This window comes from Salinispora fenicalii (assembly GCF_000514815.1).
GTDB classification, from domain to species: domain Bacteria; phylum Actinomycetota; class Actinomycetes; order Mycobacteriales; family Micromonosporaceae; genus Micromonospora; species Micromonospora fenicalii.
In genome coordinates, this window is the sequence record NZ_AZWQ01000018.1 from 44,778 (window position 1) to 69,692 (window position 24,915).

General features: G+C 72.4%; 24 protein-coding genes. 9 read left to right on the plus strand and 15 right to left on the minus strand.

Going from position 1 to position 24,915, the window contains the following annotated elements; translation table 11 throughout:
• Window positions 1-23 precede the first annotated feature (23 nt).
• The 5 genes from nadC to B116_RS0108285 all read right to left on the minus strand — a co-directional run bounded on the left by nadC (window position 24) and on the right by B116_RS0108285 (window position 5,106).
• On the minus strand, window positions 24-920 hold the full coding sequence (nadC, locus tag B116_RS0108265; RefSeq protein ID WP_018720978.1) for a carboxylating nicotinate-nucleotide diphosphorylase: 897 nt from the start codon (window positions 918-920) through the stop codon (window positions 24-26).
• A complete protein-coding gene (locus tag B116_RS0108270) occupies window positions 917-2,635 on the minus strand; it encodes an L-aspartate oxidase (protein WP_027659766.1) in 1,719 nt (572 codons plus the stop codon). Before B116_RS0108270 ends, nadC begins: the two co-directional genes overlap by 4 nt.
• A gap of 233 nt (window positions 2,636-2,868) precedes the next feature.
• Window positions 2,869-3,297: an aspartate 1-decarboxylase gene (gene panD, locus B116_RS0108275; protein ID WP_018720980.1), complete on the minus strand. Its 429-nt coding sequence runs from the start codon at window positions 3,295-3,297 to the stop codon at window positions 2,869-2,871.
• Between the two features lie 22 nt (window positions 3,298-3,319).
• Window positions 3,320-4,168 (minus strand): pantoate--beta-alanine ligase, encoded by an 849-nt coding sequence (panC, locus tag B116_RS0108280; RefSeq protein ID WP_027659767.1) that lies wholly within the window; start codon window positions 4,166-4,168, stop codon window positions 3,320-3,322.
• A complete protein-coding gene (locus B116_RS0108285) occupies window positions 4,165-5,106 on the minus strand; it encodes a Rossmann-like and DUF2520 domain-containing protein (protein WP_018720982.1) in 942 nt (313 codons plus the stop codon). Before B116_RS0108285 ends, panC begins: the two co-directional genes overlap by 4 nt.
• 177 nt (window positions 5,107-5,283) lie before the next feature.
• On the opposite strand from B116_RS0108285, the gene B116_RS0108290 reads away from it, so the two are divergent.
• Complete coding sequence (locus B116_RS0108290; protein ID WP_027659768.1) at window positions 5,284-6,297, plus strand: SAM-dependent methyltransferase; 1,014 nt, start codon at window positions 5,284-5,286, stop codon at window positions 6,295-6,297.
• Complete coding sequence (locus B116_RS0108295) at window positions 6,294-7,460, plus strand: NADH-quinone oxidoreductase subunit D (RefSeq protein ID WP_188116010.1); 1,167 nt, start codon at window positions 6,294-6,296, stop codon at window positions 7,458-7,460. The genes B116_RS0108290 and B116_RS0108295 overlap by 4 nt, the downstream gene beginning before the upstream one ends.
• Before the next feature lie 35 nt (window positions 7,461-7,495).
• On the opposite strand, the gene B116_RS0108300 is transcribed toward B116_RS0108295, so the two are convergent.
• The 4 genes from B116_RS0108300 to B116_RS0108315 all read right to left on the minus strand — a co-directional run bounded on the left by B116_RS0108300 (window position 7,496) and on the right by B116_RS0108315 (window position 11,851).
• Window positions 7,496-9,076, minus strand: coding sequence for a hypothetical protein (locus tag B116_RS0108300; protein ID WP_027659769.1), 1,581 nt, complete (start codon window positions 9,074-9,076; stop codon window positions 7,496-7,498).
• A gap of 69 nt (window positions 9,077-9,145) precedes the next feature.
• The gene (locus tag B116_RS0108305; protein WP_027659770.1) at window positions 9,146-10,150 is read right to left on the minus strand and encodes a glycine betaine ABC transporter substrate-binding protein; all 1,005 of its coding nucleotides are present in this window, start codon (window positions 10,148-10,150) and stop codon (window positions 9,146-9,148) included.
• 280 nt (window positions 10,151-10,430) lie between these two features.
• Window positions 10,431-11,165 carry an ABC transporter permease gene (locus B116_RS0108310; protein ID WP_033667429.1) on the minus strand — a complete coding sequence of 245 codons (735 nt, stop codon included), beginning with the start codon at window positions 11,163-11,165 and terminating at the stop codon, window positions 10,431-10,433.
• Window positions 11,162-11,851 carry an ABC transporter permease gene (locus tag B116_RS0108315; protein ID WP_018720987.1) on the minus strand — a complete coding sequence of 230 codons (690 nt, stop codon included), beginning with the start codon at window positions 11,849-11,851 and terminating at the stop codon, window positions 11,162-11,164. The genes B116_RS0108310 and B116_RS0108315 overlap by 4 nt, the downstream gene beginning before the upstream one ends.
• Before the next feature lie 2 nt (window positions 11,852-11,853).
• Between B116_RS0108315 and B116_RS0108320 the strand changes: the two genes are divergently transcribed.
• Window positions 11,854-12,909, plus strand: a complete 1,056-nt coding sequence (locus B116_RS0108320) for an ABC transporter ATP-binding protein (RefSeq protein WP_027659772.1) — start codon at window positions 11,854-11,856, stop codon at window positions 12,907-12,909.
• Here the strand turns inward: B116_RS0108320 and B116_RS0108325 are convergent.
• The 6 genes from B116_RS0108325 to folP all read right to left on the minus strand — a co-directional run bounded on the left by B116_RS0108325 (window position 12,887) and on the right by folP (window position 16,932).
• A complete protein-coding gene (locus B116_RS0108325; protein WP_018720989.1) occupies window positions 12,887-13,192 on the minus strand; it encodes a hypothetical protein in 306 nt (101 codons plus the stop codon). The two genes, B116_RS0108320 and B116_RS0108325, sit on opposite strands and share 23 nt — an antisense overlap.
• 74 nt (window positions 13,193-13,266) lie before the next feature.
• The gene (locus tag B116_RS0108330; RefSeq protein WP_033667431.1) at window positions 13,267-14,472 is read right to left on the minus strand and encodes an ABC transporter permease; all 1,206 of its coding nucleotides are present in this window, start codon (window positions 14,470-14,472) and stop codon (window positions 13,267-13,269) included.
• A 121-nt stretch (window positions 14,473-14,593) separates the two neighbouring features.
• Window positions 14,594-15,085, minus strand: a complete 492-nt coding sequence (locus tag B116_RS0108335; protein ID WP_027659774.1) for a DUF3180 domain-containing protein — start codon at window positions 15,083-15,085, stop codon at window positions 14,594-14,596.
• Window positions 15,086-15,152: 67 nt separating this feature from the next.
• Entirely contained in the window at window positions 15,153-15,680 is a 528-nt protein-coding gene (gene folK / locus B116_RS0108340) for a 2-amino-4-hydroxy-6-hydroxymethyldihydropteridine diphosphokinase (protein WP_027659775.1), read from the minus strand.
• Window positions 15,677-16,039 (minus strand): dihydroneopterin aldolase, encoded by a 363-nt coding sequence (folB, locus tag B116_RS0108345; protein ID WP_027659776.1) that lies wholly within the window; start codon window positions 16,037-16,039, stop codon window positions 15,677-15,679. The genes folK and folB overlap by 4 nt, the downstream gene beginning before the upstream one ends.
• Window positions 16,039-16,932, minus strand: coding sequence for a dihydropteroate synthase (gene folP / locus B116_RS0108350; RefSeq protein ID WP_027659777.1), 894 nt, complete (start codon window positions 16,930-16,932; stop codon window positions 16,039-16,041). Before folP ends, folB begins: the two co-directional genes overlap by 1 nt.
• Before the next feature lie 340 nt (window positions 16,933-17,272).
• Here folP and B116_RS0108355 point away from each other — a divergent pair, with 340 nt between their 5' ends.
• From B116_RS0108355 to B116_RS0108380, 6 genes are read left to right on the plus strand one after another with little or no spacing between them, the layout of a single operon-like run.
• Window positions 17,273-17,584 carry a hypothetical protein gene (locus B116_RS0108355; RefSeq protein WP_018720995.1) on the plus strand — a complete coding sequence of 104 codons (312 nt, stop codon included), beginning with the start codon at window positions 17,273-17,275 and terminating at the stop codon, window positions 17,582-17,584.
• Between the two features lie 14 nt (window positions 17,585-17,598).
• Entirely contained in the window at window positions 17,599-17,961 is a 363-nt protein-coding gene (locus B116_RS0108360; protein ID WP_018720996.1) for a hypothetical protein, read from the plus strand.
• A 34-nt stretch (window positions 17,962-17,995) separates the two neighbouring features.
• Window positions 17,996-21,256 carry an ATP-binding protein gene (locus B116_RS0108365; RefSeq protein ID WP_027659778.1) on the plus strand — a complete coding sequence of 1,087 codons (3,261 nt, stop codon included), beginning with the start codon at window positions 17,996-17,998 and terminating at the stop codon, window positions 21,254-21,256.
• A gap of 1 nt (window position 21,257) precedes the next feature.
• Window positions 21,258-23,201, plus strand: coding sequence for a hypothetical protein (locus tag B116_RS0108370; RefSeq protein WP_027659779.1), 1,944 nt, complete (start codon window positions 21,258-21,260; stop codon window positions 23,199-23,201).
• The gene (locus B116_RS0108375; RefSeq protein WP_027659780.1) at window positions 23,198-23,752 is read left to right on the plus strand and encodes a hypothetical protein; all 555 of its coding nucleotides are present in this window, start codon (window positions 23,198-23,200) and stop codon (window positions 23,750-23,752) included. The genes B116_RS0108370 and B116_RS0108375 overlap by 4 nt, the downstream gene beginning before the upstream one ends.
• Window positions 23,749-24,912 carry a M23 family metallopeptidase gene (locus B116_RS0108380; RefSeq protein WP_027659781.1) on the plus strand — a complete coding sequence of 388 codons (1,164 nt, stop codon included), beginning with the start codon at window positions 23,749-23,751 and terminating at the stop codon, window positions 24,910-24,912. The genes B116_RS0108375 and B116_RS0108380 overlap by 4 nt, the downstream gene beginning before the upstream one ends.
• Window positions 24,913-24,915: the final 3 nt, after the last annotated feature.

Sequence of the window (24,915 nt, forward strand, 5' to 3'; positions counted from 1 at the left end):
GACAACAGCCAGCGCGGGCCGCCTCACCCCGTCCGCAGGTCCAGCGCGATGTCCAGAATCGACGACGAGTGGGTAAGCGCGCCAACCGACAGGAAGTCCACTCCGGTAGCCGCCACCTCGGCCGCCACCGCCAACGTCAGCCCCCCGGTCGCCTCCAGCTCGGCCCGCTCCCCGACCGCGCTCACCACCTCGCGCAGCAACTCCACCCCCATGTTGTCGACCAGCAGGAAGTCCGCGCCCGCCTCGACCGCCTCCACCGCCTCGGCGAGGGTGTCCACCTCCACCTGCACTCCCACGCCCGGAAACGCCGCCCGAACCCGCCGGTACGCCGCGGCCACCCCACCGGCCGCCAGCTTGTGGTTGTCCTTGACCATGGCCACATCGTGCAGGCCCATCCGCTTATTGGTACCGCCCCCGGCGCGGACCGCGTACTTCTCCAACGCCCGCAGGCCCGGGGTGGTCTTCCGGGTGTCCAGCACCATCGCCTTCGTGCCCGCCAACGCGTCGGCCCAGGCCCGAGTGTGGGTGGCGACGCCGGACATTCGGGAAAGCAGGTTCAGCGCGGTGCGCTCGGCGGTGAGCAGCAGCCGGGTCGGGCCGGTCACCGTGGCCAGCACGTCGCCACCGGCCACCCGCTGCCCGTCGTGGGCGACGAGCGACACCGCGACCGTACGGCCGGCTCCGGTCACCTCGCCCACCAGCTCGAACACGGCGGCGGCCACCGGCAACCCGGCGACCACCCCGTCGGCGCGCGCGACCACGTCGGCCGTGTCAACCTGGCTGTCGGGGATCGTGGCGACGCTGGTCACGTCGAGGAAATCCGGCCCCAGGTCCTCCATCAACGCGTCCATGACCACCCGTCGTACGCGCTCCGGGTCCAGCCCCGCCGCCCGCAACAAGCCCTCGGTCTCGCCAGTCACATCTTCTCCCCACGCTCGACAGCCCCGAACCGCTGCCACCTCCGCGTCAGCCGGCCCTGCGGATCAATGGCGCCGACCAGGTGGCCGCGCCACCGCTCGTCGGCCACCGGAAAGTCCTCCCGCCAGTGGCAGCCCCGGGTCTCCTGCCGCGCGGTGGCGGCAGCCACCAGCACGGTTGCCACAGTCAGCAGATTCGTCGCCTCCCAGTCCGCGGTGCGGGGAACTCCCGCGGCGTCACCGAACGCGACCAGGGCAGCCGCCGTATCGGCCAGGGTCGCCGCCGACCGCAGCACGCCCGCACCCCGGGTCATCGCCCGTTGCAGGGCGGGAACGCCGGCGACGGGGAGCACCCGACCGGCACCACCCACCCAGGCACCGGTCGAGGCCGGACGCAACTGCTCCGGCAAACCGGTCGCCAGGTCCTCGGCGATCCGGCGGGAGAAGACCAGCCCCTCCAGCAATGAGTTGCTGGCCAGCCGGTTCGCGCCGTGCACACCGGTGCAGGCGACCTCACCGCAGGCGTACAGGCCGGGGATGGAGGTACGGCCGTGCAGGTCGGTACGGACGCCGCCGGAGGCGTAGTGCGCCGCCGGGGCCACCGGAATCAGGTCGGTCGCCGGGTCGACGCCGATGGCCAGGCAGGAGGCCACGATGGTGGGAAAACGGCGGGCGAGGAAGTCGCCGCCGAGGTGCCGGGCGTCGAGAAAGACATGGTCCGATCCCGTGGCCAACAGCACCCGGTGGATGCCCTTCGCGACCACGTCCCGGGGGGCAAGCTCCGCCAACTCGTGCTGCCCGACCATGAACCGCTTGCCGTCGGCATCCACCAGCTGGGCACCCTCGCCCCGCAGCGCCTCGGAGACCAACGGCTGCTGGGCGTGCCGGGCCCCGGACGTCCGAGCGGATGGCGGGACGATCAGCGCGGTCGGATGGAACTGGACGAACTCCACATCGGTGACGGCGGCACCAGCCCGCAACGCGAGGGCCACCCCGTCACCGGTGGAGACCGCGGGGTTGGTCGTGACCCCGAAGACCTGACCCATCCCCCCGGTCGCGAGCACCACCGCGCGACCCAGGATCGCCCCGACGCCGTCCTCGCTGCCCTCACCGAGCACGTGCAGGGTCACCCCACAGGCAGGGCCGAGCCCATCCGGACCGTCTCCGGGGGCCCGGAGCAGGTCCAGCACCAGGGCGTGCTCGAAAAGTCGGATCCACGGGTCCCGGCGAACAGCGGCGTGGAGTGCCCGCTGCACCTCGGCACCGGTGGCATCGCCACCCGCGTGCACGATCCGGTCCGCTCGGTGCCCACCCTCCCGGCTGAGCATGAGCGAGCCATCCGGGTTGCGATCGAACTCCGCGCCGATCCGCATCAACTCCCGCAGCCGGGTGGGCCCCTCCTCGACGAGAACCCGGACCGCCGCTGGATCGCTGAGGCCGACGCCAGCGATCTCGGTGTCCGAGGCGTGGGCCGCGGGGGTGTCGTGGGGATCGAGCACCGCAGCGATGCCGCCCTGCGCCCAGCGCGTCGAGCCCTCCTCAATGTCGACCTTGGAGACCACCGTGACGTGCAGGCCCGCCTCACGCAGGTGGAGCGCGGCGGTCAGGCCGGCGACACCGGAGCCGACGACGATCACGTCAGTCGTCTCCACCCACCCGGGCGCGGGCGCCGCCAGCAGGCGGGGCAGGGCTGGCCAGTCACCGGTCGGTAGGTCCATCCCCACAGTTAACCCGAACAATGCGCGCCAGAGGCGGCGGGGGCGAGGCGAGTGGTTTGGGCTACGCCGTACCTGACCGGGCCGATCCGCGCGCCAACGACGTCGAAGAGAAGCGCCGCGAACTCCTCGTCACCGGGCCCGGACCGACAACCGAGCCGGACCAGCGCCCTGCAGCGTGGCTCCGGTGGGCGGACACCCGCCCACCGGAGGAACAAGCGCGCGCCGGGCCCCGGTCAGCCCAGCGAGTCCGCCAACGGGTTGGGAACCGGCGACCCCGCCGTCCCGGGTGCCGCCGTGGCCGCGTCCGCGGTCAGGTCAACAATTCGGTTGCCTGAATCGACGTGCACGATCCGCGGCTGGTAGGTACGCGCCTGCGCGTCCTCCAGCTGTCCGTAGGCGATGAGGATGACCAAATCACCCGGGCGGACCAAGTGGGCGGCGGCACCGTTAATGCCGATCACGCCGCTGCCTCGCTGGCCCGGGATTACATAGGTCTCCAACCGGGCGCCGTTGGTGATGTCCACGATCGCCACCTGCTCCCCCGCGAGCAGGTCAGCGGCGTCCAGCAGATCCTGGTCCACCGTGACCGAGCCGACGTAGTGCAGGTCGGCCTGGGTAACCGTGGCCCGGTGAATCTTCGACTTAAGCATGGTGCGCAGCATCGGGCGCCTTCCGTGAGGTGGGTCAGAAACGCGGGTTGAGCTGGACCGACACGTTGTCGATCAGACGGGTGGTGCCAACCCAGGCGGCGGCGAGCAACCGCGCCGGGCCGGTGACCGGCCCCGGCTCCAACTCCGGATCGGTAAGCACCAGGTAATCCAGTTCGACGCTGGGCGGGCCGGAGTCGAATGCGGCGTGCGCGGCGGCCAACACCGCGCCCGCGTCCGCGCCCCCGGCGGCGGCGGCTACCCCCGCCCGCAACGCCCCCGACAGGGTCAGCGCCGCCGCCCGGCCCTCGGGCGACAAGTAGCGGTTGCGGCTGGACAGGGCCAGCCCGTCTGGCTCCCGAACCGTCGGCACGCCGACGATCTCCACCGGCACATCCAGGTCGCGCACCATCCGACGGACCAGGGTCAGCTGTTGATAGTCCTTCTCGCCGAAGAACGCCTGGTCCGGCCGGATGAGCTGGAGCAGCTTCAACACCACGGTCAGCACCCCGTGGAAGAAGCCCGGACGGCTCTGCCCCTCCAACTCCTCGCCGAGCTGGCCCGGGTTGACCCAGACCCGGGGCTGGCCCTGCGGGTACAGCTCCGGGTCGGCCGGCGCGAAGACCACCGCCGCGCCGGCCCGGCGGCAAATCTCCAGGTCCTCGTCGAGGGTGCGCGGATAGCGGTTGAAGTCCTCGTCCGGCCCGAACTGAAGCGGGTTCACGAAGATCGTGACCACGAGGTTGTCGGTCTGCTCCCGGGCCGCCCGCAGCAGGGTCTCGTGCCCGGAGTGCAGGGCGCCCATGGTCATGACGACGCCCACGGTGCCGGTTAATCCGCCCCGCACCGCCGCCAGGTCGGCGCGGGTGTGCACCAGCTCGGTCACGCAGCCACCTCCCGATCCCACCCACTCAGCACGCCCAGCAGCGGCTGCGCGTCCATGGGCTGCAGCCGGCCGGCCGCGATCACTCGATCCGCCGTCCGTCGGGCCAACGCCAGGTAGGGCCCCACCGATTCCGGCGCGGTCGCCGTGAGCTGGGTCAAGTGCCGTTCCACGGTGCCGATGTCCCCCCGGGCGATCGGTCCGGTCAGCGCATCGTCCCCGAGCCGCAGCGCGTTGTCCAAGGCGGCCCCCAGCAGCGGCGTGAGCACCCGTTCCGGCTGAGTCACCCCGGCATCCCGCAGCCGGTCAGCCGCCTCGTTGACGAGCGTGATCAGGTGGTTGGCACCGTGCACGAGAGCCGCGTGGTAGAGCGGCCGGTCCACCTCAGCGACCCACTCCGGTACGCCGTTGAGGTCGGCGACGAGTCGGGTGGCGAACGGGCGCAACTGCGCCGGGGCGGTCAACCCGTACGAGGTGCCGGGCAGCCGGGTGAGATCGTCTGGCGTACCGGTGAAGGTCATCGCGGGGTGCAGGGCCAGCGGGCTGGCCCCGGCCCCGACGACCGGCGCCAGTACCGCCAGACCGTGCGCGCCGGAGGTGTGCGCGACCACTTGGCCCGGGCGCAACGCCCCGGCCTCGGCGAGGCCGGCGACGACCCCCGTGAGCGCGTCGTCGGGGACCGCCACCAGCAAGAGATCGGTGGCAGCGCGGGCTACCGAGGTAGCCGGCTGCCGCGGCACGTCGGCCAGGAGCAGCGCCATCCGGGCTTGCGAGGCGGCGGAACCCCCAGCCGCGGCGACAACCCGGTGCCCGGCGGCGGCGAAAGCAGCGGCCAACACGGCACCGACCCGGCCAACGCCGATCACGCCGACGGTCAGGGATCGGGAGGTGGGAGCGTCAACCGACGGAATGCCGGGACGCGGCGACAGCGAAGCGCTCATAACGATGATCCAGTCCTCGGAGGGGTACCGGTCGTTGGCAAGTATGCGCCGCGGTGCCGGAACCGGGACAGGGAGGTGTGAAAACGTTCACCCACCGGGGTCAGGGATCCCGTTCGCCACCGAAGACAACGAGAGGGGCCGATCCGCAACGGGGCGGCCGAACCGAAGGAGGAGCTGATGTCGATCCGCTGGCGGGACGCGATGGAGCAGGCGCTGTACGGGCCGGACGGCTTCTTCGTCTCCGGAGCCGGCCCGGCCGACCACTTCCGCACCAGCGTGCACGCCTCCCCGGCGTTCGCGGCGGCCCTGCACCGGCTTATCGCCACCGTTGACGCCGCCCTGGACCACCCAGCCCCCATCGCAATCGTCGATGTCGGGGCGGGGCGGGGCGAGCTGCTGCGCACCCTCCATGCCAGCATCGCCGGGGCCACCGACGCGTCCCTCGCGCACCGGCTGCGCCTCACCGCCGTCGAACGCGCCCCGCGCCCCGCGGACCTGCCCGCGGAGATCACCTGGACGAACGAGATCCCCGCCGGCATCACCGGCCTCCTCCTGGCCACCGAGTGGCTCGACAACGTACCGCTGGATCTGGCCGTGACCACCCCGGCGGGCTGGCGGTACCTCCTGGTGGACCCCGCCACCGGCGAGGAGACGGTCGGCACCCCGGTCAGCCCGGAAGACGCCGACTGGCTGGCCCGGTGGTGGTCGCCGCCCGCCGACAGCCCGGGCATCCGCGCCGAGATCGGCCGAACCCGCGACGACGCCTGGGCGGACGCCCTCGGACGACTCGACCGGGGGCTGGCGGTCGCCGTGGACTACGGGCACCTCCGGCAATCCCGACCGACCGCCGGGACCTTGACCGGCTACCGGAACGGGCGGCAGGTCCCACCGGTACCCGACGGATCGTGCGATGTCACCGCGCACCTCTGCGTGGACTCGGTCGCCGCCGCCGGTGCGCAGGTCGCGCAGGCTCCGTACACCCTGGTGTCGCAGCGGACGGCGCTGCGGGCGCTCGGTGCCGACGGCCGCCGCCCACCGCTGGAGCGGGCCAGCACCGACCCCGCGGGATACCTCCGGGCCCTCTCCGCGGCGTCGGCGGTGGCCGAGCTGATCGACCCGGCCGGCCTCGGCGGACACTGGTGGCTCCTCCAGCCGGCCGGCGGCCCCCTCGACCCACTCGTGGCACCATGACAGGCATGACCACCCACGCCGATCTCCGCGAACTGACCGTCGGCACCGGCGCCGGTGGGGAACAACTCGGCACAGACATGGTGCTCAACATCGGTCCGCAGCACCCCTCGACGCACGGCGTACTCCGGCTGCGGCTGGTGCTCGACGGCGAACGGGTGGTGAGCGCCGAACCGATCATCGGCTACATGCACCGGGGCGCGGAGAAGCTGTTCGAGGTCCGCGACTACCGGCAGATCATCGTGTTGGCGAATCGGCACGACTGGCTCTCGGCGTTCGCCAACGAACTCGGCGTGGTGCTCGCCGTGGAGCGGTTGCTGGGGATGGAGGTTCCGGAGCGGGCCACCTGGCTCCGAATGGCGCTCGCCGAGCTGAACCGGATCCTAAACCACCTGATGTTCCTCGGCTCGTACCCGCTGGAGATCGGGGCGATCACCCCGATGTTCTACGCCTTTCGGGAACGGGAGACGCTCCAGGCGGTGCTCGAGGAGGTCTCCGGCGGGCGGATCCACTACATGTTCAACCGGGTCGGTGGACTCAAGGAGGAGGTGCCGGCCGGCTGGACCGGGCGGGCTCGGGCGGCCATCGGCGAGGTCCGACAGAGCCTGCCCGACCTGGACAACCTGATCCGGCGCAACGAGATCTTCCTGGCCCGTACCGTCGGCGTGGGGGTGCTCTCGGCGGCCCAGGCCGCGGCGTTCGGCGCCTCCGGACCGGTCGCCCGCGCCTCCGGCCTCGACCTCGACCTACGCCGGGACGAGCCATACCTGGCGTACGACCAGCTCGACGTGCCGGTGGTGACCCGCACCGCGGGTGACTGCCACTCCCGCTTCGAGGTGCTACTCGACCAGGTGTACGTCTCGCTCGACCTCGCCGAGCAGTGCCTGGACCGGGTGGACCAGCTCACCGGCCCGATCAACACCCGGCTGCCGAAGGTACTCAAGGCGCCCGAGGGGCACACCTACGCCTGGACCGAGAACCCGCTCGGCATCAACGGCTACTACCTGGTGTCCCGGGGTGAGAAGACGCCGTGGCGGCTCAAGCTCCGCACCGCGTCGTACGCCAACGTACAGGCGCTGGCCACCCTCCTGCCCGGTTGCCTGGTGCCAGACCTGGTCGCCATCCTCGGCTCGATGTTCTTCGTGGTTGGCGACATCGACAAGTGAGCGGCCGGCTGCGCCCGCCGGCATTGTCGCAGCCGTCAACGCCACCGGTTGTCCCCGCGGCCGTACCGGCCCGGCTCCGGCTGACGCTGGGGTTCGGACTGCCACTGGGGCTCGGGCTGGCGCTGGGGTTCTGACTGCCACCGAGGTTCGGGCTGCCACCGGGGCTCGGGCTGTCGTTGCCGCGGCGGCTCCCACTCGGCGGACTCCGGGGGCAGCGCGGACCGTTCCGCCGGTTCGGACCACCCGCCCCGTCCAGCGTCGGCGCGGTCCCGTCCGGGCTCGTCTCGACGGACCGCGGCCCACCGCTGGTCCACCCGGTATTCGGCACCGCCCCGATCCGTGCGCACCTGCGCCCGCTGCTCACCCAGCCGCAGTTCGTGCCCGCGCTCATCCGCGTGGACGGTGGCCCAACGGTTTCCGGCCCGCAGCTGCGACCAGTACCCGTCCTCCGCGTCGCCGCCCGCCGCAAGCTCCCCGCCATGCTGGTTGACGCCGCCGCGGTCAGACCGCTCACCGCCCCAGCCCTGGCCGTCGGGCTGGCTGGCCCAGCCTTGGTCATCCCACCGTGTTCCGGCCCCGGTGACCTCTGGCGGCTCGCCCAACCCACGATCGTCGCGTGCCCGCCCGCCCTGGTCCGACCATGACCGGTCATCGGAGTCGTCGGCGCCCGGCCAGGAGCGGCGCTCCCGGTCCCGGGTCCCGGCCTCGGCCCCGGACCAGGAGCGACGCTCCCCGTCCTCAGCCCACGACGGTGCGTCCGGGCCGGACGGCCACCGCCGGTCGTAGTCGCTGGCGGGCGCACCGGAGTGGTTCCGGCCACCATCGACCACGGTGTGCCGGGTGACGTGCACCGTCTCGGTGTGCCGCACCACGCCGCGCAGGGGGGCGGCGTGCCGGCCATCCGGCTCCGCCGACCAGGCACCACCGTCAGTGCCGCCATAGGTGCCGGCGGTTCCCGCACTGGCGCCGGCGGCCCGCTCGGTGCCGGGCTGACCGGCGAAGCGCTCGTCGGCCCCCGGCTCTCCGGCCGATGGGTGGAACGCGGCGTATGCCCCGGCCGCTCCGGCAGTGGAGTGGCCGCCCGGAAAGTGGCCCTGAGGTTGGGAGTCACCCGTCCGGTCGCCCTCGTGGTCACCCCAGCGGTCGGCCTCCGGAACGGCCGCCCGCCCGGCCGGCCCGTCAACCGGGACCCGTGCCCGCTGCGCACCTTCGGTCTCGACCGGCGCGGCGCCGGCACTCCCGACCGGCGCGGCGGCACCGGCGTCGAGGCGTCGGCCCAGCGCCACCACCGCCTCCTGGGTGCGCTGCGTCTGGTCGAGTGCCTGGTTGCCCCGCTGGGCCGCAGCCACGATCTCGCCGTGCAGCTCGTGGCGAAGCCGTTCGATCTCGCCCCGCAGCTCCCCGGCCCGGGCGCCGTCGTCGGGACGCAGCACGATCGACAGGCCGATCAGCACGACCGCCAGAATCGCCAGTACGGCGGCGACCCGTAGCAGCCCGTTGCTGTCAGCGATGAGCAAGACCAGCGCCGCCACCGGGGCGCATGCCACACCGGCCCGGAACAGTGCCGTGGGCACCCGAGGTTTACGCGGGTCATCAGTCACGGCCGGGACGGACATGGCTGTGCAGCCTACCGAGAGTTGCGCCGCGTGGGAACGGCAGCGCAACTCTCCCTGCTACTGCTGGGCTCAGCCGGCGGTGAGGGCTCCGTCGGAGGAGAACACCAGACCCACGCTGACCTCGCCGGTCCGCAGAGCGTTCTTCGTCTGCGGTCCACCGGCATCAAGTGAGCTGAACGACCCGGCCCGGAAGTCATAGATCTCGACCAGCCCAACCTGGCACTTCGGCCGCTGCGGGCACTCCGGCGGACCGGCCAGGACGGTCTCCTGGCCAGAGCACTTCTCGGCCAGCTCGGAGAGAGTCCGTACACCGTGCTGCTCGGCGAAGGCGCTCGTGACGGCGAAGGCGTTCTGGTTCTGGGCCGCAGCCGGTGCGCCGAGGGCCAGGTTGACCTCCGCGCCGAGCGTCTTCAGCGCGGCGACCGTCTCGTCCAGGTCCGGCGAGGAGACCGGCTGGGCGTCCTCGCCGTTCGCCTTGGTGTTAAGGAACTCCGCCAGGGTGGCCGCGTACTCGGGGAAGACCTGGATCTCACCCTTCTCCAGGGCCGGCTCGTAGAGTTCACGGCTGCCGACCTGCTGCACCTCGGCCTGGTAGCCGGCGGCGGCCAGTACGATCTTGTAGAGCTCGGCGAGGGTCTGGCTCTCGCTGAAGTTGGCGGCGCCGATCTTGATCGTACCGCCGGGCCCCTTCGCAATGCCAGCGGTGAGGTCGTGGGCGGTGGCGAACTCGGCCGCCGCGACGGCGGGCGTCTTGCGGTCATCGTCAACGGCCTTGTTGAGCTGGACCAGCTTCGGCGTGTCCAGCGCCGCGGAGACCTGGTCCAGGGCGGCGATGAGCGGTGTGGTCGCGACGTCGGCGTTGACCGCCGGGATGATGTTGTCGCTGTTCTGCAACGACTTGTCGTCGGTCAGCACGACCAACTCGTCGCCGGCCACCGGGGCACATCCCTCCCCCGCCGCCGCCGTCTCGGGCGCGTCCGTGCCCGACGAACCGGCCTCGCCGCAGCCGGTCAGGAGCCCGGCCGTGGTCAGGACGCCGACAGCGCCGATTGCCAAACGTGTGCCTGCGTGCATGTCTGCCCGCCTTCCGTGTCCCGGCACGGCTCCTGCGCCGGCCGCGTGTCCGACGGGCGATCAATACACCCGCGTCTCCGACGGGCGATCGGTGCCGCCCGCGCTCCCACCCAACATTCTCACGCCGGGTACGACAAACTCTGCTCGGACTTCGTCACCGGATCGTCACCCGGCACCGACGCGACTGCCCGGGCGACCCGAAGCATCCTCGCGGCGCCGGTCCGGCACCGGAGGCGCCGGAGACACCGGTCAGGAACCGGAGGCACCGGTCAGACGCCGGTCACGCGCCGCTGACCGCGTCGGCCGCGCGCCGCCCCGCCCGCCGGCCGCGGTTGCGCAGCGGCCGCGGGGTGACCAGCCGCTCGACCAGCGCCAACACCAACTCCACCAGCATGGCGAGCCCCGCCACCAGCAGACCGCCGGCGAGGATCTGCCCACCGCCGGCGGCGATGTCCAGACCGAACCCGGCCCGAATGATCTGCCCAAGGCCGCCGCCGTTGACGAAGGAGGCCAGCGCGGCGGTGGCCACGACCTGCACTGCCGCGGTGCGAAACCCCGCCGCCAGGTACGGCACGGCGAGCGGCAGCTCGACCCGACGCAGCAGCTGCCAGCCGGAGAAGCCCATCCCCCGGGCCGCGTCCCGGGCCTCCGGATCCACCTCACGCACCCCGGTGTACGCGTTGGCCAGCAACGGCGGGATCGCGAAGACCGCCAGCGCCACCACCACCGCCGGCCGACCGAAGCCGAGGAAGGTCAACGGCAGGATGGCGAGCAGGGCCAGCGTCGGTACGGCCAGGGTCAGGTTGGCCACCAGCACGACCAGCCCGCCCCCACGCCCGGTGTGCCCGAGCCAGAGCCCGATCGGCCACGCGACCAGGCAGCCCAGGAGCACCGCCGCCCCGGAGATGGCGAGATGTTCGCCGACCCGGTCCAGGATGCCGCCCGGATTGGTCCAGTTCAGCGGGTCGTTGAGCCAGACCACCGCCGCCTCGATCGGCCCCGCCACCGCGATCATGCCGCGCTCCGGCGACGCAGCCACGGGGTGAGCAGCCGCCCGGCACCGGCCAGGACGAGGTCGAACACCAAGGCGAGCAGGACGCAGAGCAGCGTACCGGTCATGATCTGCGCCTTGTAGAAGTTGTTCTGCAAGCCGGCAAAGATCAACTGACCGAGCCCGCCCCGCCCCACGACCACACCCACGGTGACCAGCGCCACTGTCGAGACCGTGGCCAGGCGCAGCCCGGTGAGGATGCCCGGTAGGGCCAGCGGCAAGTCGATCCGGAACAACCGCCCCCAGCGGCCGTATCCCATGCCCTCCGCCGCCTCCCGCACCTCGGGCGGCACCTGGGTGAGCCCAGCGAGCGCATTGCGGACGATCACCAACAGCGCGTAGAGCACCACCACGGTGAGCACGGTCACCGCCCCGATCCCCAGGTACGGCGCGAGGAAGGCGAACAACGCCAGCGACGGGATGGTGTAGAGCACACCGGTGACCGCCAGGATGGGCCCGGTCAGAGCGCGGAACCAGTACGCGGCCACGGCCAGCGGCACCGCGATCAGCACCGCGATGAGCACCGCCCGCACGGTAAGCGAGGTGTGCTCGCGCAGCGCGGTGAGGATCGTGTCAGAGTTGTCCCGCACGTACTGCCAGGAAAACCACGGGTTACCCGGGTCGGCCCGGTAGCTCAAGCGGAAGGACATGTGTGGACGTTACCCTGCGGGGATCCGCCGCCGATGAGGCGCGTGCGGCCTCGATCTCCCTCGACAAGATCGGCAAGCGCTACCCGGACGGCACTGAGGCGGTCCAGGAGCTGACCCTGGAGGTCGCGGCCGGCGAGTTGGTAGTGCTGATCGGCCCCTCCGGCTGCGGCAAGTCAACCGTGCTCCGGATGGTGAACCGCCTCATCGAGCCGACCGGCGGCCGGATCCTGCTCGATGGAGCAGACGTCACGCGGGTGGACCCGGTACGGCTGCGCCGCCGCATCGGCTACGTGATCCAGAACGTCGGCCTCTTCCCGCACCAGACCATCAGTGCGAACGTCGCCACCGTGCCACAGCTGCTCGGCTGGCCCCGGGATCGCCGCCGGCAGCGAGTCACCGAGCTGTTGGAGCTGGTCGGCCTGGACCCGGCCCAGTTCGGCTCCCGCTACCCGCATGAGCTCTCCGGTGGTCAACGGCAGCGGGTTGGCGTGGCCCGGGCGCTCGCCGCGGACCCGGTGGTCCTGCTGATGGACGAGCCCTTCTCCGCGGTTGACCCGATCGTCCGGACCCGGCTCCAGGAGGAGTTCCTGCGGTTGCAGGCCGAGGTCCGCAAGACCATCGTGCTGGTAACGCACGACCTCGACGAGGCGGTTCGGCTGGGCGACCGGATCGCGGTGCTCTCCGAGGGCGGCCGCCTGGAGCAGTTCGACACCCCGGCCGCCGTGCTTGGCGCGCCAGCCACCCCGTTCGTCCGGGAGTTCGTCGGTGCCGACCGGGGCATCCGACGCTTGGCCGTCACCCCGGTCACCCGGGAGACGGTCGAACCGGTCTCCGCCACCCCGGTCTCCGCCGAACTTCCCACGGTGCCGCTCGGGGCATCGGCGTACGACGCGCTGGGGGTCCTGTTGACCTCTACGGCGGACCGGGTGGTGGTGATCGACCAGGAACAGCCCGTGGGTGTCCTCACCCGATCCCGCCTGCTCGACCTGGGCCACCCCGACAACCAGAGCCGGCCGCCCGTTCCCAACGGGGCAGTCACCCCCGCAGATAGTCGATGAAGGCCGCCCGCAGCAGCGGTGCCGACTCCTCGTAGCCGTGGCCGGTCAGCTCCCGCCACAGCGCGACCGCCTCGTCGATGGTCGGTCCGACCGAGTTCGGCGCGCCATCCAGGGCGGCGGCCTCATCGGCGTTCGGCAGGTGCCGCAGAACCGACCAGAAAAACCGCACGTCCCGACGCTCCCGCGCGGCCGCGAACGCCTGCGTGCGCAGCTCCTCGGTGGAGAGCGCGTCCAACTCCTCGAACGACCGGCCGGCGGGGAAGGTCGAAGGTGTGTCGGTCATGCGGCCGAGCCTAGCCGTCGGGCTCCCCGCCGACCTGCTAGACGCGGGTCAGCAGCGGCCTACTGGAACGCGGGTCAGCGGCGGCTGGGATCCCAGTGCCGTCCAGTCCCCCAGTCCGGGAGATCCCACTGATCTGTTGGGCTCTCGACGGGCTGGGGCGGCAGGGGCGCGGCCCAGTCCGTGAGCGGCTCGGGCCGCCGCACGCTCCAATCGGCGGGCAGTTGCTCGTCGGCATCGGGGCGGTCGGCCACCTCCTCCGGGTCGTCCCGCGACCCCCCATACGCCTCGACCAGCCGGGTGACCACCAGCCCCACCCCGAGCACCACCGCCCCGACCGCCCAGCGACTCGCCGAGAGTCCGCTCGCCCGCAGGTCCGTAAGGACGAGCGTGACCAACGAGACGGCCAGCAGGTCACCGAGGATGCCACCCCGGCGGCCGAAGGCGCTGGTGCCGGCGAGCAGCGCCGTTCCCACCGCCAGAACGGTCCAGTCCAGCCCCGACCCCACCGCGACCGGGCCAGCGGCGGGAGTCCCCAGTAGGGACCCGGCCAGCACGGCCAAGACGCTGGAGGCGACCAGCGCCCCGCCGGCCACCACCGGGGCCAGCACCCCCTGCCGGCGGGCCGGATCGGCAACCGGCCGGAACCGGCCAACCAGCCGCCGGATCGGCCGTAACGCGCCGAAGAGCCCGCCGAGCACGGCGAGCGCCGCGAACCCGGCGAACAGGTACAACGCGTCGCTCGTCGGATCGTAGCTACCCTGCGGCAGAACCGTGTCACTGCTACGCTGCTCGATGTACCCGACCAGCGCCGCGCCGGCGGCCAGGCTGGCCGCCCAGGCGGGGACGTGCAACACCGTCACCACGAACGCCAGGAGCAGCCCGCCAAGCACCCCGGCGGCGATCGCCGGTCCGAGTGCGGCCACCGCACCCCGGTCCCCCTGCTCCGCCATGTGCAGCGCCGCCGCGACGGCCGCCGGCCCGATCGCCAGATTCACCGCCGCAGTTCGCAGGCTCAGCCCGGCGGCGAGCGCCAGCGATCCGAGTACGGCCCCGTCAACGAGCAGTGACCGCAGTCCGTCGCCGCGCAGCGTGTCCGGGTTTTCCTGCCAGAGCAGGTACGCGACTCCGGCCGCGCCCACCAGGAGCAGAAGCTCCCAGACGACATGCACGCCGAGCCGGTCTCCACCAGACTCGGCCGGGGCCGGGGCCGGGCCGAGGACGACGGTGTGGGCATCGGGGGAGGGCTCCGAATTGCCTCGCACCGATTCGTCGTACCCCATGCAGCCGCCCTCCACCTGGCCGCCCGTCACGGGTCCCGACGCGCGAAAGCGGTCCGGGGGCAGCCGTTACTCTCCGGTGGCAGGCACCGTACCCGCGCGGGAAGCGCGGCGGAAGCCCTGCTCAGCGCTGGCCAGAGCGGCCTTCCCGGTCGCCGGGCTCGCGGTCCTGGTCATCCTCCTGCTCGGGAACCCGGCAGGAGCGCTCCAACCAGAGCGCGGCGGCCACCAACGCCAAGGCAGCGAGCAGGCTACTCCCCGCAACATTCCGGTCGCTCGCCGCGACCTGAGTGCGCTCCACGAACAGCCACCCGGTCACGCCCGCGTAGAAGCCGGCGAAGATCGCCCCCGCCAGCGCGGACGCCTTCGCCAGCACCACGAAGCGGGCAACCAACAACGGGTTCACCGGCTCCTGCCCCGGCCGGCGCTCAATCCGGGCCCGGGTGTTCATCGCGGCGTACGCTTCCAGCACGGCGAGCCCGGCCAGGGTGATCACCGGCAGCCAGGGCAGGTCGCCGGGGAGGTAGTCGTAGTAGAAGAAGCTGATCAGCAGCCACGCCAGCCCGGCGGCGGCGAGGCCAGCGACCACCAGTGTGGAGATCCGGGTGGGGCCCATCCGGCCGGGCCCCGCGCCGTCCGGAGGTGATGACCTCGCCCGCGTCATGCCCGCCGGCTCCGCTGCCTCATGCCGTTGACTCTAACCCCACTTCGGGGCAGGGACGCAGCTCCAACGCGTCCGCACCGACCGGCGCCGAGTTCAGCAGGTCGGTTACCCAGCCGTGGCCCGGCAGCCGACCGTACGGCTGCAGGTCGAGCCAGGGCCGCAGGACGAAGGCGCGCAGGTGGGCGCGGGGGTGCGGTAGCGTCAGCTCGGGATCGTCCCGGAGCACTGGTGTGCCGTCCTGGGTCCAGACCGCGATGATGTCGACGTCGAGGGTGCGGGGCCCGAAGTGCCGGGCCGGGTCACGCTCACGACCGGCCGCGCGCTCGGCCGCCTGGGCCCGCACCAGCCAATCCTCCGGCGCCGCTTCCGGATCTTCGGCCAGCACCGCGGCATTCAGATACGCGGGCTGGTCGCGGTCGCCCCAGGGCGGAGTCTCATAGACGCCGGAGACCAGGAGCACTGACGCCCCCAGCGCGGTGACCGCCGACTGTAGGTGGTCGGCCCGGTCGCCGAGGTTGCTGCCGAGGGAGAGCAGGGCGCGGGTCACGAGGCGGACCTGGTCATGGTGACGGCCACGTCGCTGAAGCTATCCGAGATGGGGGCCTGCGGCTTGTGCACCGTCACCGTGGCGGTACGGACCCGGGCGTCGGCCAGACAGACCGTGAGGAGCCGGTCGGCGAGGGTCTCAATCAGGTTGACCGGCTCCCCGGCCACCACCGCCGCCAGCCGCTCGGCCAACTCGCCGTAGTGGACGGTGTCGGTCACCTCGTCCGAACGGGCGGCCGGGGCGAGGTCCAGCTCCAGCAGCGCGTCCACGACGAAGTCCTGCCCATGCGCCCGCTCGAAGTCGTACACCCCGTGCCGGCCGTGCACCCGCAGGCCGGTCAGCTCGATCCGGTCGGTCATCACTGTTCTCCCCTGGGCCGGGCGCCACCGGTGGAGGCCGGCCCAGACGATCCGGCGGAGGCCAGCCGGGGCGATCCGGTGGCCCGCCAGACGGCCAGCGCGTCCGCGGTCGCCCGGACGTCGTGCACCCGTACTCCCCAGGCGCCGGCCGCGACCGCGAGCACGCTGGTGGCGACGGTGGCGACCTCCCGGCCCTCGGTCGGCCGCGGCGTGCCGTCAACGGCGAGCAGGCCGCCCAGGTGGGATTTGCGGCTGGCGGCGAAGAGCAGCGGGTAGCCGAGCGCCAGCAGCTCCGGCAGCCGGGCGCTCAGCTCCCAGTTGTGGGCGGCGGTCTTGGCGAAGCCGAGCCCCGGGTCGATGACGATGCGGTCGGCCGCCACCCCGGCGGCGAGGGCCGCCTCGACCCGCTGCGCCAGCTCAGCCTTGACGTCGGCGACGACGTCGCCGTAGCGGGCCAGCTCCCGCATCTCGCGGGAGTGCCCGCGCCAGTGCATGAGCACCCAGGGGCAGCCGGCGTCCCGGACCACCCGGGCCATTTCCGGGTCGGCGAGCCCGCCGGAGACATCGTTGACCACCCGCGCCCCGGCGGCGAGCGCCAGCTCGGCCACCCGGGCCCGGGTGGTGTCGATACTGACCGGCACGCCGGCGGTGGCCAGCTCGCGGATCACCGGCCGCACCCGGGCCACCTCGGTGTCGGCGGCCACCCGGTCCGCCCCGGGTCGGGTGGACTCGCCACCCACGTCCACCAGGTGGGCACCGTCGTCGCGCAGCCGCACGCCGTGTGCGATGGCGGCATCGAGATCGGCGTAGCGTCCGCCGTCGGAGAAGGAGTCCGGCGTGACGTTCAGGATGCCCATCACCACCGGGGACGAGGCCTGCACCAGATCGGTCACAAGGAGACCGTACCGGTCCTCGTTGGCGCTCCCGCGCCACCCGGCCCGGGGGCGCTGACATGCGCGTCGGTGCAGGTGCGGGGTCGGACGACAGAGTCGGATCGGGGTCATTCTTCGCGGCTTGTCGCAGACAGTGGGTGGCCGTACGCTTTGGAATTGCCGAGCATCGAGATGGCGAAGCCTGGAGGGAGGGCCGAAGCGGGAAAATCCGCCCAGGACCCACCGACACATGGTGGGTGACGACCCGCGGCGGCCTAGCCGCAACGTGAGCACCGTTCCCGCCAGGCATGCCTACTGCACCGCCGCGGCGCCGCCGGCCGCGAAATGGGGAGGTTTTCCAGTGATCGCCATCGAGCTGACGGAGGCGGCATCGTCCGCCGCCCACGCTCTCACCGCTATGAGCGCGACACCGCTCGCCGAGCCCGCGCCCACCGGCATCGACACCGAGGGCGTTGTCGGCTTCTTCGCCAGCAAGATTGCCCCGATCCTGCTGGCCGTGCTGGGCGTCATCTTCATCGGGCGGGCGAGCCGGGGCGAGATCTCCAAGGTGCTGACGAGCTCGGCTATCGCGATCGTCGGCCTGGCCTTCATCGCCGGGGCCGCCACCCTCTTCTTCGTCGGTGACTACCTGATCGACCTGATCTTCGAATAGGCGCGGGCACAAGCATGCGGCTGCGCACCGACGACGACATCTACCGGGCTCGCCTGGTCTACCTCGGACCACCCGGCTACACCCTCCCGGTCCACCTCCCGTACGCCCAGTACGGGCTCTTCATCCTGCTCGTTCCCCTCTACATGTTCATCCACTGGTTGGTCACGCTGCAGGTCGAGCTCTTCCCGGCGTGGGAGATCGCCCTCGCGATCGTGACCACCTCGTTCGTCTTCCGGTACGTCGACCCGGACCGGCCCGCGCGCATGGTGATCCACACCGCGCTGACCGACTGGCGACGCACCCGGGAGCCGGCCGCCGAGCAACGCGACCCCCGCCTAGTCGGCAGCCGGATCAGGATCCGAGAGGAACTGGCATGACCGGGCAGTGCAACGACGCGGGTGAGGCGGTCGCATGAGTTCCCACTACGCGCCGGGACCCCCGGCCGGGCAGCCGGACGCGCCCCCAAGTGACGCAACGCAGTCTCTTGACTACACTCTGGAGCGGGGGGAGGCCCGACCCGACCCGGCCCGGGCTACCTCCCCCGGCCATGGCGGGGTCGGCGTCTTCCAGGCACCCCGCCCACTGCAGCAGCGGACGCCCCCGGAGCCGACACCGGCCGCCGGCACCGACATCGACTCCCCCTTCCTCGACCTGTTTGGCGCGACCCGCCCGGCACGGTCCACGCCGGGCCGGGCAGCGGCGCGCGAACAGCAGCCAACCATCCCCCAGCAGCTCGTCGCCGCGGACCCACTCGTCGCCGCGGACCCACCCGCCGCACCAACCACCCCCGTCGCACCAACCACCCCCGCCGCACCAACCGCTCCCGCCGCACCAGCCGCTCCCGCCGCACCAGCCGCCCCCGTCGCACTGACAGAGGTGGAGCGGCCGCCAGCCGGGCCGGCCCGGCGCTCCACCCGGGTACCGCACCAGGTCGGCGAGCGGCTCGCCCGGCCAGCGACCGAGCGGACAGCTCCGCCGCCAGCCGACGCCGCGCCGCAGCGCCACCCCAGCGAACGGCCGGAGCCGGACACCGGAGACGCGCCCCCGTCCGATCGGCGCTCCACCAGCCGTCGGGGCCGCGCCACCAAACCGGCGCGAGTTCGACCACCAAAGATCAAATTCAGGGACCGGGACCCGTCGGTGGAGCTGGCCATCACCGAGATCGCGGGCCACCTGACCTTCACCCCCAACACGGTCACCGCCTGGTACTGGCTACCCGAAGTGCGCTGGGCCTTCCGTCCCGACGCCGAGCGGGAAGCGCTGCTCGCGGCGATCTCCGAGCAGTACGCCGGGCTGGCCGGATTCCGCCTGCACCTGCGGCGCACCACCCGCCCGTTCCCGGCCGACGAGTGGGCCCGCACCATCGACACCCACACCCGGGCACCGCTACCCGACGTCCCGGGGACACCGAGCTGGGCAGATCATCTGGTCGCCGCGCAACGGCACCTGCTCTCGGTCAACCATGCCGAGGGACAGACGTACCTGGGGGTGACCTTCGCCCGGCGCTCGTTGGGCGACTCTCTGGTGGAGCGGGTACGACGCACCTTCGGTCGCGGCGTCGCCGACGGCGAACGACGCAAGCTCGGCCGTACCGTCGAGCAGTTCGACGAGGTGCTGGGTGCCTTCGGAATGCGCGGACGCCGGGTCACCACCCCCGAGCTGGAGTGGCTCCTCTACCGCTCGGTGGCGCTCTGCATGGCCCCGCCCGGGCGACTCTCCCCGGTCACCGACGGGCACTGGGAACGCGGCGACCTGCTCGCCCTGACCGAACAGGTGGAGCGCTACCGCACCCCGTACGGGTCCACGGTCAAGCTGGTCAACCGGATGACCGGGGAGGAGGGGCACGTCGCCGTCCTCGCCGTGGGCCGGATGGAGCCACTGGAGATCCCCGAACGACACGAGCCCTGGCTGCACTTTCACGAGCGACTGCCCTGGCCGATGGAGTTGTCCAGCCGGGTCGACATCCTCGGCTCCGGCGACTCCTTCCGCAACCTGGAGCACCGGCTGCGGATGATCCGCTCCCAGCAGCTCGACTACGCCGAACACGGCATCGACGCCCCGCCCGAGTTGGAACGCCTCGCGGAGCGGGCCCTGGTCATCGGCGACGAGATGACCACCGGGTTGCCGGTCGAATCCGCCCGCGCGCACGGCTGGCACCGACTCGCCGTCGGCGGCCGGACCCGAGAGGAGTGCCTGGAACGCGCCCGCCGGCTGATCCAGCTCTACTCCCGAGAGCTGCGGGTCTCGCTCCAGCACCCGAAGAACCAGGACTGGCTGGCCCGCGAGTTCATCCCCGGCGAGCCGATCGCCAACACCGGCTACGTCCGCCGGATGCCGGTCAACCTCTTCGCCGCCGCGCTCCCGCAGGCCGCCTCGACCGTCGGGGACCGCCGGGGCGACCTGATCGGGCGTACCGCCGGCACCTGCCGCCGGCCGGTCTTCCTCGACCTGCACTTCCCGATGGAGGTGCGGGAGCGCTCGGGGCTCGGGGTCTTCGTGGCCGAGCCCGGCGGCGGCAAGTCCACCCTGCTCGGCGCCCTCGGCTACCTCGCTGCCCGCCGCGGGGTGCAGGTGACGCTGCTCGACCCCTCCGGTCCGCTCGCCCGGCTCTGCGCCATGCCGGAGCTGGCCCCGTACGCGCGGGTGCTGAACCTGACCGGCTCCGAGCCCGGCACCCTCGCGCCGTACTCGCTGATCCCCACGCCGCTGCGCAGCGAGTTCAGCGCCGGTGACGCGGGGGAGCGGGAGTTCGAGATCGCGGTCTCCAACGCCCGGGCCGAGCGCCGGATGCTGGTCCAGGACATCTGCATGATGCTGGTGCCGCCGCAGGTCGCGCGGGAGGCCTCCACCGCCACGCTCTTCCGGCACGCCGTACGCCAGGTGCCGGCGGAGGAGACGGCCACTCTGGACGATGTGGTCGCCACCCTGGGCAAGCTCGACGACGACGCCGGCCGGGAGTTGGCCAACCTCCTGCTGGACACCGCCGAGATGCCGCTGGCCATGCTCTTCTTCGGTCGCCCCCCGGAGGGGCTGCTCGGGCCGGACGCCACCCTCACCGTGATCACGATGGCCGGTCTCCGCCTCCCCGACCTCAAGATCGAGCGAGAGTACTGGTCGGCGGAGGAGGCGCTCGCCCTACCCATGCTGCACACCGCGCACCGGCTCGCCGTCCGCCGCTGCTACGGCGGCTCGATGTCGTCGCGCAAGCTGGTCGGGCTGGATGAGGCGCACTTCATGGAGGGCTGGCGGTCCGGGCGGTCGTTCCTGGTCCGGCTGGCCCGGGACTCCCGCAAGTGGAACTTGGCCGCGCTGGTCGCCTCGCAGAACCCGAAGGACATTCTCGGCCTCGACGTGCAGAACCTGGTCTCCACGGTCTTCGTCGGGCGGATCGCCGAAGATGAGGAGATCGCCTCCGAGGCGCTACGCCTGCTGCGGGTCCCGGTCAACGACGGGTACGAGGCCACCCTCGCCTCCCTCTCCGCCGCCGACAGCGCCTCGGCCGCCCGCCTCGGCTACCGCGAGTTCGTCATGCGCGACGTTGACGGGCGGGTGCAGAAGGTCCGAGTCGACGTCTCGTACGTCGATGGGCTGCTCGACCACCTCGACACCACACCGGCGGCGATCGCCGCCGCGGCTGGAGTGCTACCCGTCGTAGCGGATCTGGAGGCGTGAGATGGCCGGGGCCCGGGCTCGGACGGTGGCGCTCCTGCTGGCTCTCGGCGTCCTCGCCGGGGCCACGGTCAGCTGGCCGGGGATCGGCGCGGCAGCGGCAGCGGCAGCGGCAGCACCGGAGCTTCCCACGCAGGCCCCAGCCAGCCCCTGCACCACCGAACAGTGGCAGGCCGACTTCCGCGCCTGTGTGTCCCGGCTCGCGGAGGTCGCCGAGGACGACGTCACCTGCCGCAACGCCCCGACGCCGACGGCGCCGGACTCCGGCCTCGCCGGCTGGTTCGCGGCCCGCCCGGACTCCGCGAAGGAAGACGGCCGCCAGGGGTACTACAGCGACTACGGCTACGCGGGCTACGGCTACACCACCTACGACATCGACACCGGCTGCGCCACCACGGTGCTGCACCCGGAGTACAAGTTCACCAACACGGTCGCCAACGGCGAGTTCATGATCGCCACCGCGATCATCGGTGCCTCGAACGCGCTGCGGGAGCGGGCCTGGGATCCGCGGTCGATGTGGGGTTGGGCCGATCCGCTGGTGGAGCAGGCGACCACGGCGGTCTACCAGAAGGTGTTCAGCGTCTTCGGGATCGTCACCCTCTGCGTGGTCGGACTCTATCTGCTCTGGCGTTCCCGCCAGTCGGAGATGAGCAACGCCCTGACGACCGCGGGCTGGGCCCTGCTCGTGATGGTGGCGGTGACCGCGCTGGCCGCCTGGCCGGTGAAGTCCGCCAACGTCGCCGACGGCACCCTGGTCACCACGCTGGGGGTGGTCCACGATGCGGTCGGACCGGCCACCCAGGAAGTCCCACCGGACCAGTGCCCGGTCCCGAATCCAGCGGCTTGTGCCGACAACCGGCCGCCGGCGGTGCGGGCGAGCGACACGGCGACCGAGACGATGCTCTACCGCAACTGGCTACGCGGGGTGCTGGGCTCGGCCGACAGCGAGACCGCGAAGAAGTACGGCCCGGCGCTCTACGACGCGAAGTCCTTCTCCTGGGAAGAGGTGGAAAAGCTCCGGGAGTTCCCGGCCACCCGGGAGGCTACCGTCCGGGCCAAGCAACAGCAGTGGGCGCGGGTCGCGCAGCAGATCAAGCAGGAGGATCCCGAGGCCTACGAGTACCTCCAGGGGATCCGGGACATGGACCGGGTCGGCGCCGGCTTCATCGCGGTGCTCGCCGCGCTGCTTTTCGCGATGTTCGATCTCACCGCGTCGGTGCTGGTGCTGTTGGGCTTCCTACTCTTCCGCTGGGCGGTGATCGCCGCGCCGATCCTCGGCACCATCGGCCTGCTCCGCCCGGCGAGCGCCGGGCTGCGCCGGCTGGGTAACGCGGTGGTCGCGGCGGTCTTCAACATCGCCATCTTCGGCACTGGCGCCGCGATCTACCTCTTCGCCGTAGACCTGATCATGAGCACCCCGACGCTGCCCGGCTGGCTCCAGGTGGTGCTGGTCTGGCTCTGCGGCGTGGTCGGCTGGCTGCTGCTGCGCCCCTACCGACGGGTCACCCAGCTCGGCGGCAAGGGTGGGAGCGCGACGGGCGGCTCGGACAGCTCCTGGCACCGCCGGTTCTTCCGGGACATGCGCGCGGCGTCCCGCCTCGACGCGGAGCCCCGCGGCGCGGGCGAGCCGAGCTCGGGTCGCCGCGGGGCGGTGGTGGCGGAGCAGGGCAAGCTGCGGCCGGAGGCCCGACACGAGGAGCTGACGCCCACGACCGGCGGCGGGGCCCGGCCGGAGCATCGCGAGCGGCCGGGGGACGGGGCACCGGCCTCCGGGGAGCGAAGCTCCCCGGAGCGCACCACTCCCGCACCGCGGCCGCGGCGAGCACCGGCGAGCTGGACTGAGCCGGAGGGCCCGCAGGAGAGCCCTTCCTTCGTCATCTACCGACCCGGCACGGCGAAGCCCGCGCCAGAACGAAGTAACCCCCGGATCCGCTCCGAGGCCCGGTGATCGCGGTGCGGCGGACGATCGAACAGTTCCTCACCCGGGTGCTCCGGTCCCGGGTGGGAATCGCGCTGGCGCTCGCCGTGGTGGTGTTCGGCATCATCGGCACCACCCGGCTGGTCGCCGGGGCCGAGGAGCCGGGGAACGGACTCAGCAACCGCCCGGAGCAGCCCATCACCACGGTGCACCCGACGGTCGGCGACGACGGACTGATCGACACGCGCTCCCCCACGCCGGTGACCCGGCCCGGGGCGGCGGCGCCGGAGCAGGTCGCCGCCCAGTTCGTCACCGCCTGGCGGGGAGAGCCGGGGATGACCGCCGAGCGCTGGCACGCCGGGCTGCGCCCCCTGGCCACCCCGGTGTTGGCCGAGCAGCTCGTCGACGTGGACCCGGCCGATGTCCCGACCGGCGAGGTGGCGGGCACCCCGACGGTCAGGGCTCGATCGGAGACGGTCGTCGAGGCGCGGGTGCCCTTCGACACCGGCCAGCTCCGGCTGGAGCTGGTGGCGCCGGACGGACAGTGGCGGGTGGACGCGGTGGACTGGGAGCAGAAATGAGCAGAGCAGCGGAGCCGAAGCACCGTCGCCTGCGCGTCGGCGTGTTGGCCTTCGCGCTCACCGCGACGCTGACCCTGCTCTGCTGCGCTGGCGGCGCGGCCGCCTTCTTCCTCACCGAACTCGGCGGCGAGGACGAACTCCGGCTCACCAATCAGGAGTGCACCGACGACTTCCGGGTCGAGGTCACCGGGGCGATGCCGCAGATGTCGCAGTACGGCGAGCTCCAGCTCCGCAACGCCGCCCGCATCATCCAGGTCGGGCAGGAGCTGCAGGTGCCACCCCGTGGCTGGGTGATCGCCGTGGCGACCGCGATGCAGGAGTCCCGGCTGCGCAATCTCGCCAACCCCACGGTCCCCGGGTCGGAGCAGCTCCCCAACGAGGGCGTCGGCTCGGACCATGACTCGGTGGGCCTGTTCCAGCAGCGGGCAGGCTGGGGCACGGTCAAGGAGCGGATGACGCCGGAGTACGCGGCCCGCAAGTTCTACGAGAAGCTGCTGGCGGTCTCCGGTTGGGAGCAGCTTCCGCTGACCCGGGCCGCGCAGGCCGTGCAGATCAGCGCCTTCCCGGACGCCTACGCGAAGCATGAGGCGCTGGCCTCGACGATCGTCAACTCGCTGGCCGGCGGCGCGGCCCGGACCGTGCCGGTCGGCGACGGGCACGCCTGCGACGCCGCGGAGGATGGCCGGATCGCCGCCTCCGGTTGGACCGCCCCGATCCCCGGTGACGTCGGCTCCGGCTTCCGCACCCAGGAGCGGCCGGCGCACCAGGGGGTGGATATCGCCGCCGGTAAGGGCACCCCGATCCGCGCCGCCGCCAGCGGACGGGTCCTGGTCTCCCGCTGCGACCCGGATCGGTCCGGGGAACTGAGCTGCGACGTGGACGGCTGGCCGGGCAAGGGCGGCTGCGGCTGGTTCGTCGACATCGCCCACGCCGGGAAGATCATCACCCGCTACTGCCACCTAGCGGAGCAACCCAAGGTCAGCGCGGGTCAGACCGTGCGTGCCGGGGAGGAGATCGGGGTGATCGGCAGCAGCGGCAACTCCTCCGGCCCGCACCTGCACTTCGAGGTGCACGTCGACGGGGATCGGAGCCGCCACGGCGCAATCGACCCGGTGCGCTTCATGCGGGAGCAAGGCGCGCCGCTGCGAAGCGTGGAGTGAGGC

Excerpts from the sequence above, each read along its gene's own strand:
- B116_RS0108270 (WP_027659766.1), bottom strand. The coding sequence starts at position 2,635 with ATGGACCTACCGACCGGTGACTGGCCAGCCCTGCCCCGCCTGCTGGCG.
- panD (WP_018720980.1), bottom strand. The coding sequence starts at position 3,297 with ATGCTGCGCACCATGCTTAAGTCGAAGATTCACCGGGCCACGGTTACC.
- B116_RS0108285 (WP_018720982.1), bottom strand. The coding sequence starts at position 5,106 with ATGAGCGCTTCGCTGTCGCCGCGTCCCGGCATTCCGTCGGTTGACGCT.
- B116_RS0108290 (WP_027659768.1), top strand. The coding sequence starts at position 5,284 with ATGTCGATCCGCTGGCGGGACGCGATGGAGCAGGCGCTGTACGGGCCG.
- B116_RS0108295 (WP_188116010.1), top strand. The coding sequence starts at position 6,294 with ATGACAGGCATGACCACCCACGCCGATCTCCGCGAACTGACCGTCGGC.
- B116_RS0108300 (WP_027659769.1), bottom strand. The coding sequence starts at position 9,076 with ATGTCCGTCCCGGCCGTGACTGATGACCCGCGTAAACCTCGGGTGCCC.
- B116_RS0108305 (WP_027659770.1), bottom strand. The coding sequence starts at position 10,150 with ATGCACGCAGGCACACGTTTGGCAATCGGCGCTGTCGGCGTCCTGACC.
- B116_RS0108310 (WP_033667429.1), bottom strand. The coding sequence starts at position 11,165 with ATGATCGCGGTGGCGGGGCCGATCGAGGCGGCGGTGGTCTGGCTCAAC.
- B116_RS0108315 (WP_018720987.1), bottom strand. The coding sequence starts at position 11,851 with ATGTCCTTCCGCTTGAGCTACCGGGCCGACCCGGGTAACCCGTGGTTT.
- B116_RS0108325 (WP_018720989.1), bottom strand. The coding sequence starts at position 13,192 with ATGACCGACACACCTTCGACCTTCCCCGCCGGCCGGTCGTTCGAGGAG.
- B116_RS0108330 (WP_033667431.1), bottom strand. The coding sequence starts at position 14,472 with ATGGGGTACGACGAATCGGTGCGAGGCAATTCGGAGCCCTCCCCCGAT.
- B116_RS0108335 (WP_027659774.1), bottom strand. The coding sequence starts at position 15,085 with ATGGGCCCCACCCGGATCTCCACACTGGTGGTCGCTGGCCTCGCCGCC.
- folB (WP_027659776.1), bottom strand. The coding sequence starts at position 16,039 with ATGACCGACCGGATCGAGCTGACCGGCCTGCGGGTGCACGGCCGGCAC.
- B116_RS0108360 (WP_018720996.1), top strand. The coding sequence starts at position 17,599 with ATGCGGCTGCGCACCGACGACGACATCTACCGGGCTCGCCTGGTCTAC.
- B116_RS0108365 (WP_027659778.1), top strand. The coding sequence starts at position 17,996 with ATGAGTTCCCACTACGCGCCGGGACCCCCGGCCGGGCAGCCGGACGCG.
- B116_RS0108370 (WP_027659779.1), top strand. The coding sequence starts at position 21,258 with ATGGCCGGGGCCCGGGCTCGGACGGTGGCGCTCCTGCTGGCTCTCGGC.
- B116_RS0108380 (WP_027659781.1), top strand. The coding sequence starts at position 23,749 with ATGAGCAGAGCAGCGGAGCCGAAGCACCGTCGCCTGCGCGTCGGCGTG.